The organism is Pseudoalteromonas sp. (assembly GCF_041629635.1).
Taxonomy (GTDB): domain Bacteria; phylum Pseudomonadota; class Gammaproteobacteria; order Enterobacterales; family Alteromonadaceae; genus Pseudoalteromonas.
Window position 1 is genome coordinate 18,677 of sequence record NZ_JBFKMX010000012.1, and the last position, 15,515, is coordinate 34,191.

Below are 15,515 nucleotides of genomic sequence, written 5' to 3' on the forward strand. Positions count from 1 at the left end.
TATAGGCAGAAGATATTTGCTCTGTTAGAACGAAAAAGGCACCCGAAGGTGCCTAATATGCTATTTTGCTAGTGCGAGTTGTAACTCTCTGTTTTTCTGTAAACTCGCAACCATATTTTGGGCATAAGGCTTAAAACTGGCTAATTCAGACTTAGGTAACGCCTCAGCTTTTGGTAGCTTAACAGTACGTGGATTACGATGAACCCCGTTTACTAAAAACTCATAGTGTAAATGTGCGCCCGTAACACGGCCAGTTGCACCAACAGTACCAATAAGTTGGCCTTGTTTTACTTTTTCACCGCGTTTAACTTTGCGCTTATGCAAGTGAAGGTACTTGGTTACGTATTCTTGCCCGTGGCGAATAAATACATAATTACCATTGTATTTGTTGTAGCCAGCTTTAATCACCGTACCGTTACCAGCTGAAACAACCGGAGTGCCGGTTTTTGCTGCGTAATCAATACCGCGGTGTGCTTTAACTTGACCAGTAACAGGGTGCTTACGGCGTGGGTTAAAGCTTGAGCTTATATATTTGAAGTTAACCGGCGCTCGTAAAAAAGCCTTGCGTAAGCTGCGACCTTCTGGGGTATAGAAGTTATCATCGGTATGGCGCACTGCGGCATAGTTTTCGCTTTGGTTAATAAATTCAGCAGCTAAAATTTTACCTGTACCAATGTATTCACCATCAACATAATGATTTTCATAGATTAGCGTAAATGCATCGCCTTTTCTCAAATCGTTAGCAAAGTCGATGTCCCAACCAAAAATGTTAGCAAAATTAATGATTTGCTTTTCATTAAGGCCAGCGCTTATCCCCGCATTCCAAAAACTTGAATCAATAATACCTGATGCATATTCAGTGCGTTTTTCAATGTCTTTTTTATCAAGGCTTGAGCTAATTGTTTGATCATCATTGAGTTTAACAATTAAAGTTTCTGTGCGGCTAATTTGATAGTTTAACTGAATAAGCTCGTTATTTTCATTTGCTGCAAAGAGCAGAGAATCACCAGGGTGGATCTTGGTTAATTGTTTGTTTAATTTGTTTGCGTTAATAATCTTATGCAGAGTTGACGCTGAAAAACCTGCTCGTTTAAAGATTTTTGCGAGGTTATCGCCTTTTTTAACTTTGAACTCTTTAAAATCAAGAGTTACTAAAGGTAACTCCACAGCAGGTTTGGCTGCAGCAGTTTCTTGTTCTAATTTTTCTACTTCAATTGCAAGTTCATAACGCTTGCCAATTTCAAGCGCATCTTGATTGGTTTGCCTTGACGCGCTCGCCTTCTCAGAGGGTAGAAGCACCAAAGCTGTAATAAATGTAACTACCCCAGCGAGCAACATTTTATGTTTTTTCGGTAGTTTTTTTACTTGCAAAACCATAATGTGCCTTTTGCTACATTAATTAAATAAAAGTGAATAAAATCAGAATAACCTTATATGACCTGTAGTGCCAGTGTTTTGTGCATTTAAAGTGACCAGAATATAGGGTAGAATCAAGAAATTGTTATCTTAAAAATGAATTTTTTGTCAAAGTACGCAAATGTGCTTTGGTAAATGGAGAAATACATGGCTGATATCCAAGCTGCGTTAGCGGAAATAAAGCGTGGTGCAGAAGAAATCCTGATTGAAGAAGAATTAGTTGAAAAACTAAAGTCAGGTAAAAAATTAAAAATCAAAGCGGGTTTTGATCCAACAGCGCCAGATCTTCATTTAGGTCACACTGTACTGATCAATAAAATGAAAACATTCCAAGATCTTGGCCATGAAGTTATCTTCTTAATTGGTGACTTCACGGGCATGATTGGTGACCCAACAGGTAAGAATGTAACACGTAAGCCGCTAACTCGTGAAGATGTGCTCGCCAATGCAGAAACATACAAAGAACAAGTATTTAAAATTCTTGATCCGGCAAAAACAACGGTTGCATTCAACTCTGAGTGGATGGAAAAGTTAGGTGCTGCAGGCATGATCAAACTTGCTGCGCGCCAGACTGTTGCGCGTATGTTAGAGCGTGATGACTTTAAAAAGCGTTATGCTGGTGGTCAGTCAATTGCAATTCATGAGTTCCTATATCCGCTTGTACAAGGTTGGGATTCGGTTGCTCTTGAAGCAGATGTTGAGTTAGGTGGTACCGATCAGCGTTTTAACCTGTTAATGGGTCGCGAATTACAAAAAGACGAAGGTCAAAAGCCGCAAACAGTATTAATGATGCCATTACTTGAAGGTACTGATGGCGTTCAGAAAATGTCTAAGTCATTAGGTAACTACATTGGTATTACAGACGCACCAAACGATATGTTTGGTAAAGTGATGTCTATTTCTGATGATTTAATGTGGCGTTACTACGAGCTGTTAAGTGCATTAAGTATTGATGAAATTGAAGCGCTTAAAGAAAAAGTTGCAAATGGTACTAACCCGCGTGATATTAAAATTGATTTCGCGAAAGAAATGATTGCACGTTTCCACTCAGCGGAAGCTGCCGAAGAAGCACATCACGATTTCATTAAGCGTTTCCAAAAAAATGCGTTACCAGATGATATTCCTGAAGTAACAATTACTGCAGATGGCGAACTTACTATTGCTAGCTTACTTAAAGAAGTAGGTTTAGTTGCAAGTACATCAGAAGCAATTCGTATGATTAAGCAAGGTGCTGTTAAAATCAATGCGAAAGAAAAAGTGTCAGATAGCAAAATGCAGATTGAAGTTGGCAGTTGTGAAGTTTACCAAGTAGGTAAACGTAAATTTGCAAAAGTAACTGTAAATTAATAAAAGCAGCCCACGAAAGTGGGCTTTTTTATATGTCTAAAATAATTATCACAGAATATAAAAGCCCGGTAGATGAATTGCTTATAGGGTCTATAGATGAACAATTATGCTTGTGTGATTGGCAAAATCGTAAAGCAAGGTCGCGTGTAGATAACCGAATTAGTAATGGGCTTAAGGCTGAGTTTATATTTGCTAAAAGTGAGTTTAATAAGCAGGTAATACACCAGTTAGAAGCTTATTTTGCAAAAGAACTTAGCGAATTTTCATTGCCGTTGAAGTTGGTTGGTACTGACTTTCAGCAAAAAGTTTGGCAAGCATTGATGACAATTCCTTTTGCAAATACGCAAAGTTATGGACAATTAGCGCAGTCGATGAATATGCCAAGTGCGGTTCGCGCAGTGGCAAATGCCAATGGTGCCAATGCAATATCAATTATTGTGCCTTGCCATCGTATTATTGGCAGTAATGGTAAATTGACTGGCTATGCTGGTGGGCTTGATGCTAAACAGCGATTACTTGAAATTGAGGGCTTAATCTAAACCCTCATACATTACTATTAAAAAGCACTTACCTTGTGACAAAGTTCATCGGCAGCAATAAGCACACGGTTGGTGTAACGATGTAAATGATCAGGATTTAGCTTGATTATTTGCCCTTTCTTCACTGCAGGGATAAACACCATACCTTGCCAAATCTCAGACTGCACATTGTGTTCATCCATTTCTGAAATCACAATAAATTCAGGTTGTTTCAGCATTACTTGTTCTTTATTAACTGTTGGGTAATTAACATCACTGGCGGCAAACACATTTTCAAGGCCACATATTTCAAAGATTTGATTAACCAAAGTGTGCTTATTTGCAGTCATAATGGGGGTATGCCATAGCTGAAAAAACGCTGGGGCGAATTGTGACTTTTGGTAGCGCTGTTTTAATTGTGCAATATCGCTTTTAAATTGAGTGGTGTAGTTTTTGGCAGCGACTTGTTGCGATAACTTCTCACCAAGCGCTGTAACTTCTTTTTCGATATCTTCGAGCGTATGTGGATCTGATATAAATACATTTAGCCCTAATTGCTTCATTCTTTCAATTTGCCCAAGTTTGGCATTCGAGCGCCAAACTAAAACAAGGTCGGGGTTTAGCTCAACTAATTTTGATAAGTTTATGCCGTTTGCATCAGCAATTATTGGGTGCTTTTTTGCGTCTTCTGGGAAATCACTATAGCTGCTTACCGCGATTACTTGATCACCACTACCAAGTGAATAGGTCCACTCTGTTAAATGAGGAGCAAGTGTGGCAATCCGTTTAGGTGAAGCTGAAAGAGCCTGGCTGCAAAAAAAGAAAAATGATAATACAAAACTATAGATAATGGGTAAGCGCATAAATTGTTTCCAACAATAAAATAATCACAAGCCAAAATAGGCTAGCAAAAAGAAGTGCATTTTTAGCGTGTTTTATGGCATCTATTTTAGGTAAATGTTTTGGCCCAATGCGTGTTTTACTGTACTTAATCCCTTGATAAAAAGCAGGACCACCGAGTTGTTTGTCAATATATCCGGCAAGGCATGAAAGTAGAAAGCATGAATTCTTGTTATAACCATTACTGACAAATAAAGACAGGTAATGAAAACCTTTAGTACGCGGTTTTAATAGTAGTGGCAAGCAAAACAGGCGTAATGGAATATATTCGAAAGCGGCAATAATGGCGTTACTTGCAAGGCTAAATTTACTATTGGGTGGTGTTTCTTTTGAATATGCATTGGCGCAGATAAGTATTAAGCAATATACCAAGGCAATCACAAAACCAAAGCAGTAATAAAATATCAATGGGATAAAAAATTGACGCACGAAGCTTAAGCTTTGATATTCGATAATAGCTTTTACCATTCCCGTTTCAGATAAATTAGTGGTGTCGCGCCTTAAAAATTGGCTCAAAATATCGCGTACCACAGGTTTTTGATTTTGTGCTAACAACCAAGTGGCGCGTTTTAGTTTTGGATTACTGTACGGGTTTGAGATAAATAAAAACAAAACCAGTAACTCAAATGCGATTGGGAAATGGGCAAAGCTAATAACGCCAATACTTAATACGGTAAAGCAGCAAACGATTAATGAGGTTAAAAACAGAGACGAAAATACTTGATAAAATGGCGATGACTTATCGTCATAAATGCGTTTTGCAAGTTTGCCAATTAATAGTCGAATTAGCGGTGTAGGATGATATTCAGCGGGTAAATATATAAAGGAAGTAAGCAGTACAAGCAGCAAAGTGCTCCATGCACTGATAGAAAAAAGTGGGAGCTCAAATCCCACTTACAGAGAAACCTGCTTTAAGTTATTTAGTAATGCAATAACCATTTCAGAAGAGTTTTCTGACGCTTTTACTAGGTATGATTCAAATGACTCTGGGGACTCTTTACCAGCAATATCCGAAAGTGAACGGATAACCACAAATGGTGTCTTTAACTGATGACATACTTGTGCAATCGCTGCGCCTTCCATTTCAACAGCTAGCATATTTGGAAACTGCTCACGTGTTTTTTCGATGCGAACAGGGTCACACATAAATGAATCACCTGTACAAATTTGGCCAACCATTGTTTTAATGCCTTTCGACATAGAAGCAATCGCTTTTTCTGCATTTTCTACCAGTGTTTTATGTGCAATAAACGCAGGTGGCATTTGTGGTACTTGACCCATTTCGTATCCAAAAGCTGTAACATCAACATCGTGATGACGAACTTCACTCGATATAACTACATCGCCTACGTTTAAGCTTTGTTCAAAACCACCTGCAGAACCCGTATTAATGATGCAGTCAGGTGCAAAAAGCTCAATCATCAGCGTTGTAGCAAGTGCAGAAGCAACTTTACCAATACCTGATTGTACTAAAATAACATCCTGATCTGCCAATTGACCTTGGTAAAAAGTGAAACTACCACGTTCAGTGATTTGCGTGTTTTCGATAGCAGCTTTTAAAATTGCTACTTCAGGCTCCATTGCGCCAATAATACCGATTTTCATGATGATTTTGCCTATCTAGAAAGCGAAAAAATAAATATGGCGGAATTATAGCTAGGTTAACAACCAATAGACAAACAAAACCCGCAATATGCGGGTTTTTATAAGAAAGTTTAAACTTGTGCCAATGCGGTTGACTGTGACTTAACTTGTGACGGAGAAAGTACAGGTGTGCTCTTTATGGTCGATTTACGAATAGGCTTACTGTTATTGACTTGTTTACCAAGTTTAAAGAGTATTGCTTGTCTTACTTCTTGCGCTTTATAGCCTGATTTCACTTTAATACGAATTAGCGGAATGCCAGCAGATTCTAAAGCGCCATTAACAAACCAATCTTTTTTTGCTTTGTGCCCGTTCTTGCTTGCGTTATTAACAAGGTCAATTGCTGCGACAATTTTTAGGCTTTCTTTATCAAGCAGTACATAATCTAATTGTTTATTTTGTGCTTTTGCCAGAGCACTGCGACGAGATTTATCGTCTGTACCTGGTTGAAAATCTAAAATGTCGATCAGTCGTACGCGACTAACAATTTTATAATCCGAACCTATCGCTTTTTCTAAAAGGTTAAGAAATGCGGTTTCTACCTGCGTAAATAGCGACTTCTTTTGTGTGAACGGGTAGGGATTTCCCGAATGGGTAAACTTTGAAGCAATAAAGGCTGCTACAACTACCAGTACTAATATCAATAAAGAAACAAGTTCCATAAATACTCCAAATCAAAACTTTGACGCAAATTTTCACAAACAACTTTAAGCAATATAGATGCCAGATTTAATTTGTTTTTTACACTATTAACAGATATTTTCCTTGGCATAACCAGTCTCACTACTTGTTACTCGCGGCGAACCTAGGTAAAATTTCAAGACTTCGTTGTGCTCATTCGAATTTGGGTATTGCCGACTCGCACAGTTCGGTATCTAGATTGACGCAATAAAATAACAATAAATGGTGTTAATTATGCGCTTCGCTCGACTTTGCCTGTTAAATAAAACGTTTAATAAAAACGTAAAAAATCTGGTTAATACAGTGCTTGCAACTTCTTTAGTTGTGTTTGCACCGTTTTCAATATCCTCTGCTAGTACCTTAATTTTACTGTCTGATGACTTAACAGTTTGTTCTAGTGAAAGCCAACGTTTTTGTTCAGACGAGGGTAAAAAATCGTTTTCTGAGGATGTGAAACAAAAAGCAATTTTTGACATCACTGACGAGGCTCTCGTACGCGTTTCTCAATATCCGTGGACTGAGCAAGAAGAGCTAAAGAAACAAGTCACTGACATTTTAAAAGCAGTTAAGCCGAAATTTGAAAATGTAAAGCTTACAGAGCGACAGTTTGTGCGAGCTCTGCGCGGCGTTTCTACTAAAACTGGTGAAGAATCTGTTTCTGGTCGTGATATCTGGCAAAGTTTATACGAATTTGAAAAGCGCAACTTATTTGATTTACTTGAGCAAAAACAACTGGAAAGCCGAAATAACCGTTTAAAAACTCAGGTTAACTTTGCGGAAACTACAAATATTGAAGCTTCCCTCGCATACCAAAACTTGTTTGATTTGAGCGCTGAGATTGCAGGAAATAAGCGAAAGCCGCGTATTGCGGTAATTACGGGCACGAATCGTGATCCCTATGCCAAAGTTGATTACTATTTAAATTTATTTGAGCAGGTAGGCTTTGAAGCAGTGTGGTTGCCCCTTGATGCTGCTATGCAAACTGCTATCACCGCTAAAGAATATGAAAAAACAGCGTGCGATAGTCTGCAAGATTTCCAAATTAAGCGCTTAGCAAGTTTTCGTCGCGAAGTTTTATACCCAGACTTATTTCAACAACAAGTAAGTGAATGTAAAAAGTCTGAACCCTTAATTGACACGATAAAACGCATGGACGCTATCTATATTGCAGATGGTAGCCCGCTTTTAAGTTATCACGCATTTTATACGCCAACGGGCAGTAAAAGCGCAGCGCTTGATAAAATCGTTGATATGTATAAAAACAACGAAGTGCTCATTGCAGTGGAAGGTGGCAGTATCAATGCTATTACCAGTGATTCAAAACCGTTAAGTATATTAACGGGGGTGGTGAACGAGATAAATACCACTGAACCAATTTCTTTTGCCTCAGGAAATGATGCGTGTAGCCTAGGTGCAGATTGTATTGCGCTTGAGAGTGAACGCGAATTTACCGTTGTTGAATCAGCAATTTTACCTTTTTTACCCTCAGGTATTATCGACACTCAAGTATCGGAAAGAGGAAAACAGCTTCGCGGTATACACGCTGCATTATTTAGCTCTAATCAACATTTATTTGGTTTAGATAATAAAACATCGGTTGTAATGCAAAGAAAAGGGATCCACACAGAAGTTGAAGTGCTTGGTTCAGGTGGTTTGTGGCTTTTTGAGATCACAAAAGAGAATAATAAAGAAGGTGTACGTGAGTTTACTAGCCATTATTTTACCCACGGAGACCAAATTTCACTGCGTAATGGTAACGTGTCGGTTGAGTTTCCAAGTTGGAAGTATGCAACTCAGTTAAATGGCACTCAGCCACAAGTCACTTCGGCACAAGCGCTTGCTCGTGATAATTTCTATAAATTAAATGAAATGATGTGTAAAACCGGTGCTAAACAAGCTCTAGGTAATGACACTGTAAATGACCTAGACGTCAATATTTCGATTTCGCAAAATAGTTCAGCATTAGCTCGTCTGGGTGTTGTGAAAGTACGAGGTGGCGAATTCCAAGTATGTTCGCTATCCCAAGTGGCTAATAAGCTAACGGTTTTGCCAACTTTATAACTTTATCAAGGTGAGTTATAACTTGGACTATAGTTAACTTATTATGATTAGCTCACCGACAAGTTTTTGGGTTTTAGCCCTTAACCGACTTATAGACCGCTTTGGCACAGGTAAAGCCGGGGCAGTAATTTTTATTTTAATTCAATTAATTGCCCTCGCTGTCGCTTGTATCTATTACTATATTTCTCTGGGGCAAATTCCTTGGCTAGAAGTTGTAGGGATGTTGGTATTTGCAGCGATACTTGCACCGCTTTTTATCATTTCGATTTTTGATATTAACCACCAATTAAGCACCTCAAATAACTATATAGAGAGTGCGACTAAGCAAGAAAAGCTACTAAACCAAAGCCTTAAAGAAAATATTCGACGTTTAAATAATGAAATTGACGACAGAAAACTCGCTTTTCAAGCAAAGCGACGTGCGATAGAGGAACTTCGTAGAGAAATCGCTGAACGAAAACGAACCCAACAAGAGCTTGATGACCAAGAGGTTTTGTTACGCTCGATTGTAGATTCATCACCCGATTTATTCTATTACCGTGATAATTCCGGGCGGTTTGCGGGTTGTAATAGGATGTTTGAAGAAGTGATGGGGTTATCTTCTTATGAACTAATTGGTCGTCGTGCGGATGATATTTTTGGTAAAGGGCAATCCCCCTCGGTACTAAATACCGACAATGAGGTGCAACAAAATCATGTGTCAGTTACGTTGGATGTAAGTTGTCAGGTCAATAATGAATTGCGCTGGTTTGAAATGCGTAAAGTCCCTTTTTTTAATCCTAGTAATGAATACATCGGTTTATTAGGTTTTGGTCGTGACATAACTTCACGTAAACAAGCCGAACAGGACTTAGAAACGGCTTATAAAGATAAAGGTAAGTTTATTGCAACATTAAGCCATGAATTGCGTACACCGCTCAATGGCATCGTTGGCTTAACGCGCATGTTACTTGATACAGAATTGAGTAGCGAACAGCGTAGTTGGTGTAATACTGTATTTTCTAGTGCAGAAACTTTAGGTAATATTTTCAATGACATCATTGACCTAGATAAGGTTGATAGGGAGCAGTTGGACATTGCATGTGAAAGTGTCAACCTGGCCGATTTCCTGAATGATATTTTCAATTTCGGTGGATTAATAGCGCAACAAAAAGAACTTGAATTTAAAGTACTGCAAGCAGGTGTGTTTGATGTGCATGTGGAAATCGATCCTACCCGTCTACGTCAAGTGCTTTGGAATCTAATTAATAATGCGGTGAAGTTTACTCAACATGGCACCGTAACGTTAGATTGCAAACGAGTATACCGTGGCAGCAAATCGTTTTTAGAAATTAGTGTCAGTGATACAGGTATTGGCATCGCTAAAGATGAGCTCGGGCGTATCTTCGATTTATATTACAAAGTGCCAGATCTTTCTGGTGGTAATGCGCTCGGTTCAGGCATAGGTTTAGCAGTATCGCGGGCACTTATTCTAGCGATGGATGGTGATATTCATGTAGTTAGTGAAATGGGTAAGGGCAGTACTTTCAATATCGAAATCCCATTAGTGTTAACAGAGCAACCTGTTCAGCAGGTCTACGATGGTCGTCCATTGAATATCTTGTTAGTGGAAGATGTCCCGTTAAACGCTGAGATTGCAACGAATTTACTGGAACAGCGTGGCCATGAGGTTATTTGGGCTGAGACAGGTGAAGATGCATTATCATTTATTGAAACGGAAGATGATCTTGATCTAGTGCTGTTAGATATGCAGTTACCGGATATCAATGGTGATCAGGTTGCACGTATTGTACGCTCCAGAGAGGAGTTTGATCATCTACCGTTGGTTGCTCTTACGGCAAATGTACGTCGTGCTGAAGAAGATTTGTCAGGTGTGAAAATGCAAGGCTCGCTGGCAAAACCTATTAATACTAGAAAGCTTGATAGCGTGCTAGCAGAGCTGTTCCCACATTCCACCAAAGAAGTGGAGCTGGAGCAATCATCTTCTCTTCATCAGTCCTGTGTTGAATTCTCGGATAGCCATCTATTAGATATGGAAACACTCGAAGATTTTGTCGATTCAATGGGGGTACAGTCGTTTGCTCGTGGCGTTCAATTATTTGAGAAGCTTTGGCCCAAGTATTTAGATGAGTTAAAACAGGCATTACAAGGTAAAGACTACAGCGAATATAAGTCTGTAGCACATAAACTAAAAGGCGCTGCAGGTTCTGTTGCATTAAAAGAGGTGCAAAAACTCGCTAAAAAGATGGAAGATAATGCTGAAACAGCAGAAGATGCGCAATTAGAAGCTTGGTTGGTTAGTCTTGTTTCAGATATAAAAAAAGGGCTTAAAGCCCTTAATCAAGTATTGGATGAAAACGATTAATTAATCGATCTTACCAATAAAGCGATAACCTTCGCCATGAATCGTGCTGATAAGTTCAGGTGTGTTTGCTTCACCTTCGAAATGTTTTCTTATGCGACGAATGGTTACATCAACGGTTCTGTCATTCGCACGAAGTTCCCGGCCTGTCATATGTTTAATAAGTTGTTCACGGCTAAAAATTCTACCCGGTGAATCTAGCATTAAACGTAGCGCACGGTATTCACCTTTAGGTAAGCGCTTTACATCACCTGTAGGTGATGTTAAACAGCGACTATTTTCGTCTAATTCCCAGCCATTAAAAGTGAGCAATCCGGAGCTATTACTTTCAACATCTTCACCGCTAGAATTAGTGCGCGTAAGTAAGTTACGAGCGCGAATTGTCAATTCTCTTGGGTTGAAAGGCTTAGTGATATAGTCGTCAGCACCAATTTCTAGACCAAGAATGCGGTCTACATCATTATCACGGCCAGTTAAGAAAATAAGGCCAATATTGCGTTGTTGACGAATTTCACGAGCTAGAATTAAACCGTTTTTCCCTGGTAAATTGATGTCCATAATTACCAAGTTGATATCATCATTTTGCGAAATACGCTCGTGCATTTCTTCACCGTCTACGGCTTCAAGCACTTTATAGCCTTCAGCTTCAAATAAGCTGACAAGATTTAACCTAGTTACGTCTTCATCTTCGACGATTAAAATCACAGGCGTCTGCATTCTTATTTAACCCTTTTAGGTAAATTAAAATTATTTTCAGTAATCTCTTACAATTTAGGATTATAGGGGCTATCACTTGAGTAAACAAGTTTTCAGGGAATGTGTTAGCTTACATTCGATTAATAGTTGTCTACTTTTGCAAGCGATAATAAGCGAGCATTAAAGTTCACGGTATTTTCATCAAGTTTGCTTCGATTAATATGGATGCGGATTTTATTTTGCTCTTGCACAAGCGCCATTAAAGCGCCACTTTCCATCACAGAAACTTCTTCGCCAATAGCAATGGTTTTAGTATCTGCTTGTTTAAGAAAGTCGCTAATATTATCTGTATTTTTTGCTAGATAAAGGTAGCTACATTCTTTTAACTTTTCTAATTTAGGCTGTTTGACAACTACTAATGAAAAATTCATTCGCTGTTTTAAAACAGATTGTTGCGCTTCTATTAAACCACCTACTTTACCGAGCTGTTCTGCAAAGCAATAAGTTACTTTAAAAGGCTTATGAGAGGTGTCTGTGTATCTTACAAATGCTGGAATTTGAATGAGGTAGGCTGCGCGGAGCTGCTCGGCTGTTTTCGCAAACGAGGATACACTGAAGATAAGCAAACAAACCATGATTAAATTTCGCATTATAAAGCTCCCTCAATAATTGGGATCTCAATAATAAAATGCGCGCCTTTTTGCGCTTCTGTATTGAGCTTTATACTGCCATCAAGTGCTTGAGTGACCAAGTTGTAGACTAAGTGCATACCTAAACCACTACCACCTTCACCACGGCGAGTAGTAACAAACGGGTCAAAAATGCGGTTTCTAATATCAATTGGCACACCTTTGCCATCATCTTGATAATCAATAATTGCATGATTATCGCGTTTCGAGATGGAAATTATAATGTTACCCTGTTGTTCAGGGTAAAATGCATGAATCAAACTATTACTGATAAGGTTTTCAATAATCTGTTGAATAACAGGCGGCTTAGTCCAAATTTCTAGAGTTGTATCACCTTCAACACACACTTTGTGAGGAAGCTTTGCTAATTCACCAGTTAACGTCGAAATAACCTCATTGGTGAAGTGATATAAATTAATATGTTTACCTTCTTGTGTCTCGTGGGTAACAGCTAGCTGCTTAAAGCTCGATACGAGTTCGGCTGCACGATTTAGGTTTCGATAGATTAAATCTAAATTTTCTACGCCATCTTCAATAAAACGACTCATATGAGAAGATGTTAAGGTTTTATTGTCAAAATGTGATTTGAGTTCTTCAAGTTTATCTTTTAGAAGAGTTGAGCCAGTAATTCCCAGACCAAGAGGTGTGTTTACTTCATGTGCAACACCAGCAACCATTTGCCCTAATGAAGCCATTTTTTCATTTTCAACGATCTTTGTCTGATACTGGTGCATTCGTTCAAGGGTACTCAATAGCTCTTGATTAGCCTCTTTTAATGCAACGGTACGTTGGTTTACTTTAAGTTCAAGGTTTTGGTTTAGCTGTCTAATCTCTTTTTCATCTTTTTTCTGACGCTCTAATTGGGCAAGGGTGCGAGCAAATAGGGTGTTAATGCTTTTTGCTAATAAATCTAATTCGGTAATTTTGGCGTTGGGTACTACAACATCGTAGTTTTTGTTTTTTGAGACGTCCTTAACAATTGCGCTCAAGGCTTCAATAGGTCTTGAAAAGCGACGCTGGAAAGTTAGTGTTATTAATAGAACCGAAACTAAAATCATTAAACCGACTATGATATCAATAGATATTCTATTTTTGAGGGCCTTTTGTATAGGAGCATCAGTACCTAGAATATATACGTAGCCGTCAATTTTTGTGTTTGAAGATGTTATATCTTCTGTGTCGTCAGTCTGAATTGGGTAAATCACTTCGATGTTATCTCCTTCAACATTCGCAGTAATTTTGTTTGACAGTTTTTTAACTCGTGAGGGGATAGGTGGGTTATCAGCGGTGTCGTAAGTTGCAAAAAGCGAAATAGAACCGGTAAAATCATCAACTTGATATATATGTATATTCTTTATGTAATCGATCTTTTCATAGGCTTTGAGCTGTTTTTGCATTTCATCATTATCTAAGAATACAAGCGGTACATAGGCGTTAAAGGAAATAATACCAGCAAGTGTATTGAGCTCTTCAATTAAGTTCTTCTTTTGATTGTTTACATCTATAACAGTACTAACAATGACCGAAAGCAGTATGCTTAGAGAAGTGATGACTATCACTGCTCGGCTTAGAGCCTTTCTAATTGTTATTGTTTTATGAGAAGTAGGCATATTACATTTTTGTTTTCAAGGTTAGCTACATGTTACTGAGACCGAACTTTTTAAGCAAATCTTTGTGTAAAAGCAATTTTTATCAATTAAAGTTTAGACGCAAGGTGATTAGATTATCAACAAGCATATGGAAAATAACAACTATTTACTTTATCAAATTTATCAAACGGCAACATTTACTCCTTTTTCTAATTGTAAAATGAAAAATGCATTGACATCACTTCTTAGTGTTTGGAATGCGCACGGTAAAAGGTCCAATAAACAACAAAATCGTATATTAGAAAAAACGGTGATACGACGATTGGTAAAAAATGGTTTGAAACCTCAATTAATATGGGGAGGTTCCGCAAATATGGACTACCGGGAATTAACCATTGTTTTTAATGCTAATTCCTTATATTTGGCAAAAAGTTATGCCAAATTTGCCAAACAAAATGCTTTTTATGTAGTAAAAAAGCGGCAGGTCTATTTAGTTAAAACAATGGGGAGGGAAAAGCCGCTTAAACTAGCATATCTTGATAAACACACAAAAAATTATCCACTTAGGTTGTTAAAGTATGGGAAAAATCAGGCTGTAGCAGAATAAATGGTAAACTTTTTATTGTCTTTGAGTTTAATAAAACAATCAAACTCATCAGTTAGTGCATCTGCATAAGGCAAGAAACTATTAGCAACAATCAGTAATTCACCTTGCTTATTGAGCTGCTTTTTGGCGTCAGCGATAAATAATTGGGTGATATCGTAATTAGTTGCAAGACCAGTATGGAAGGGTGGGTTTGACACAATATAGTCAAATTTTGCATCAATTGATGAAATACCATCAGCCAGTTTTAATTCTGCATTGACGCCGTTTTTGGTGAAGGTCAATTTTGCAGCAGCTAATGCCAGGGCGCTTACGTCTGATGCAACAATCTGGCATTCAGTATAATGTTTGGCTAAAAATGTAGAGATAACACCACAACCAGTTGCAAAGTCCAGTAGCGTTTTTGGGTTATTTAGCTTAATTGTTTCAAGCAGTAACTCAGTGCCTTTATCAAGCTCACCATGGCTAAATACGCCTGGCAAAGTGACTAAACTAAGCGGTGTTCCAGCTACATTGATTTCAAATTGCTTAGCATAGTTTGCTAGTTGGAAATCAGGGTTAATAGTTAAACCTGAAAACTGAAACAAACTGCAGTGACGCGCTGAATCAACTTTACGAGAAAATTGCGTATCATTTTTCAGTTGTTTGATAGCTGACTTAACACCGCCTTTATTTTCGCCAACAACCAGTAAGCGAGTAGTCTCTGAACTGATAGCGCGAATATTATCCAGTAACATTTGCGCTTCAGCTTTTGCTTTAGGGTAAAAAAGTACCACTAAATCAAATGACTTCTTTGGTAATTCAGCTGCAACTATTTGTTCAAGATTTTGACTTTTTGCTTCTGTTTGGTTGGTTAAAATGCTGGTAAATGCGGTTACCGATGTGTTTGGATAAAGGTTACACAGCTGCTCAGCAAAGCCATCATTTATATGGTTTACCAATAAAATAGATTCGGCTTCTAAATATTCTTGATTACGAATTAATACCTGGCTGGCAGCTGATAACATG

At 38.2% G+C, this 15,515-nt stretch carries 14 protein-coding genes; 5 read left to right on the forward strand and 9 right to left on the reverse strand.

Annotated elements, in window-relative coordinates; all coding sequences use genetic code 11:
* Positions 1 to 60: 60 nt before the first annotated feature.
* On the reverse strand, positions 61 to 1,377 hold the full coding sequence (locus ABYD77_RS03300; protein ID WP_372766970.1) for a peptidoglycan DD-metalloendopeptidase family protein: 1,317 nt from the start codon (positions 1,375 to 1,377) through the stop codon (positions 61 to 63).
* Between the two features lie 186 nt (positions 1,378 to 1,563).
* Between ABYD77_RS03300 and tyrS the strand changes: the two genes are divergently transcribed.
* Together tyrS and ABYD77_RS03310 are read left to right on the forward strand one after the other, a co-directional pair.
* Entirely contained in the window at positions 1,564 to 2,763 is a 1,200-nt protein-coding gene (gene tyrS / locus ABYD77_RS03305; RefSeq protein ID WP_372766972.1) for a tyrosine--tRNA ligase, read from the forward strand.
* 32 nt (positions 2,764 to 2,795) lie between these two features.
* Entirely contained in the window at positions 2,796 to 3,302 is a 507-nt protein-coding gene (locus tag ABYD77_RS03310; protein ID WP_372766974.1) for a methylated-DNA--[protein]-cysteine S-methyltransferase, read from the forward strand.
* A 17-nt stretch (positions 3,303 to 3,319) separates the two neighbouring features.
* On the opposite strand, the gene ABYD77_RS03315 is transcribed toward ABYD77_RS03310, so the two are convergent.
* The 4 genes from ABYD77_RS03315 to ABYD77_RS03330 form a co-directional block, all read right to left on the reverse strand.
* Positions 3,320 to 4,144 (reverse strand): helical backbone metal receptor, encoded by an 825-nt coding sequence (locus ABYD77_RS03315; protein WP_372766976.1) that lies wholly within the window; start codon positions 4,142 to 4,144, stop codon positions 3,320 to 3,322.
* Positions 4,122 to 5,075, reverse strand: a complete 954-nt coding sequence (locus tag ABYD77_RS03320) for a cobalamin biosynthesis protein (protein WP_372766978.1) — start codon at positions 5,073 to 5,075, stop codon at positions 4,122 to 4,124. The genes ABYD77_RS03315 and ABYD77_RS03320 overlap by 23 nt, the downstream gene beginning before the upstream one ends.
* Positions 5,076 to 5,786, reverse strand: a complete 711-nt coding sequence (gene mtnN / locus ABYD77_RS03325) for a 5'-methylthioadenosine/S-adenosylhomocysteine nucleosidase (RefSeq protein ID WP_372766980.1) — start codon at positions 5,784 to 5,786, stop codon at positions 5,076 to 5,078.
* A 110-nt stretch (positions 5,787 to 5,896) separates the two neighbouring features.
* Positions 5,897 to 6,487 carry a DUF2726 domain-containing protein gene (locus ABYD77_RS03330; RefSeq protein ID WP_372766982.1) on the reverse strand — a complete coding sequence of 197 codons (591 nt, stop codon included), beginning with the start codon at positions 6,485 to 6,487 and terminating at the stop codon, positions 5,897 to 5,899.
* A gap of 253 nt (positions 6,488 to 6,740) precedes the next feature.
* Here ABYD77_RS03330 and ABYD77_RS03335 point away from each other — a divergent pair, with 253 nt between their 5' ends.
* Both ABYD77_RS03335 and ABYD77_RS03340 read left to right on the forward strand, forming a co-directional pair.
* Entirely contained in the window at positions 6,741 to 8,567 is a 1,827-nt protein-coding gene (locus ABYD77_RS03335; RefSeq protein ID WP_372766984.1) for a hypothetical protein, read from the forward strand.
* A gap of 43 nt (positions 8,568 to 8,610) precedes the next feature.
* Positions 8,611 to 10,932: an ATP-binding protein gene (locus ABYD77_RS03340; RefSeq protein WP_372766986.1), complete on the forward strand. Its 2,322-nt coding sequence runs from the start codon at positions 8,611 to 8,613 to the stop codon at positions 10,930 to 10,932.
* Here the strand turns inward: ABYD77_RS03340 and arcA are convergent, their stop codons facing one another.
* The 3 genes from arcA to ABYD77_RS03355 all read right to left on the reverse strand — a co-directional run bounded on the left by arcA (position 10,933) and on the right by ABYD77_RS03355 (position 13,873).
* On the reverse strand, positions 10,933 to 11,646 hold the full coding sequence (arcA, locus tag ABYD77_RS03345; RefSeq protein ID WP_372766988.1) for a two-component system response regulator ArcA: 714 nt from the start codon (positions 11,644 to 11,646) through the stop codon (positions 10,933 to 10,935).
* Positions 11,647 to 11,765: 119 nt separating this feature from the next.
* Positions 11,766 to 12,275, reverse strand: a complete 510-nt coding sequence (locus ABYD77_RS03350; RefSeq protein ID WP_372766990.1) for a YfiR family protein — start codon at positions 12,273 to 12,275, stop codon at positions 11,766 to 11,768.
* Positions 12,275 to 13,873 (reverse strand): ATP-binding protein, encoded by a 1,599-nt coding sequence (locus ABYD77_RS03355; protein ID WP_372766992.1) that lies wholly within the window; start codon positions 13,871 to 13,873, stop codon positions 12,275 to 12,277. Before ABYD77_RS03355 ends, ABYD77_RS03350 begins: the two co-directional genes overlap by 1 nt.
* A 178-nt stretch (positions 13,874 to 14,051) precedes the next feature.
* On the opposite strand from ABYD77_RS03355, the gene ABYD77_RS03360 reads away from it, so the two are divergent.
* Entirely contained in the window at positions 14,052 to 14,510 is a 459-nt protein-coding gene (locus tag ABYD77_RS03360) for a hypothetical protein (RefSeq protein WP_372766994.1), read from the forward strand.
* Here the strand turns inward: ABYD77_RS03360 and ABYD77_RS03365 are convergent.
* A complete protein-coding gene (locus tag ABYD77_RS03365) occupies positions 14,492 to 15,514 on the reverse strand; it encodes a methyltransferase (protein ID WP_372766996.1) in 1,023 nt (340 codons plus the stop codon). The genes ABYD77_RS03360 and ABYD77_RS03365 overlap by 19 nt on opposite strands.
* Between the last annotated feature and the right edge of the window lies 1 nt (position 15,515).

Coding starts and splice junctions, on each gene's coding strand:
- ABYD77_RS03300 (WP_372766970.1), bottom strand. CDS start 1,377: ATGGTTTTGCAAGTAAAAAAACTACCGAAAAAACATAAAATGTTGCTC.
- tyrS (WP_372766972.1), top strand. CDS start 1,564: ATGGCTGATATCCAAGCTGCGTTAGCGGAAATAAAGCGTGGTGCAGAA.
- ABYD77_RS03310 (WP_372766974.1), top strand. CDS start 2,796: ATGTCTAAAATAATTATCACAGAATATAAAAGCCCGGTAGATGAATTG.
- ABYD77_RS03315 (WP_372766976.1), bottom strand. CDS start 4,144: ATGCGCTTACCCATTATCTATAGTTTTGTATTATCATTTTTCTTTTTT.
- mtnN (WP_372766980.1), bottom strand. CDS start 5,786: ATGAAAATCGGTATTATTGGCGCAATGGAGCCTGAAGTAGCAATTTTA.
- ABYD77_RS03330 (WP_372766982.1), bottom strand. CDS start 6,487: ATGGAACTTGTTTCTTTATTGATATTAGTACTGGTAGTTGTAGCAGCC.
- ABYD77_RS03335 (WP_372766984.1), top strand. CDS start 6,741: ATGCGCTTCGCTCGACTTTGCCTGTTAAATAAAACGTTTAATAAAAAC.
- ABYD77_RS03340 (WP_372766986.1), top strand. CDS start 8,611: ATGATTAGCTCACCGACAAGTTTTTGGGTTTTAGCCCTTAACCGACTT.
- arcA (WP_372766988.1), bottom strand. CDS start 11,646: ATGCAGACGCCTGTGATTTTAATCGTCGAAGATGAAGACGTAACTAGG.
- ABYD77_RS03350 (WP_372766990.1), bottom strand. CDS start 12,275: ATGCGAAATTTAATCATGGTTTGTTTGCTTATCTTCAGTGTATCCTCG.
- ABYD77_RS03360 (WP_372766994.1), top strand. CDS start 14,052: ATGGAAAATAACAACTATTTACTTTATCAAATTTATCAAACGGCAACA.
- ABYD77_RS03365 (WP_372766996.1), bottom strand. CDS start 15,514: ATGTTATCAGCTGCCAGCCAGGTATTAATTCGTAATCAAGAATATTTA.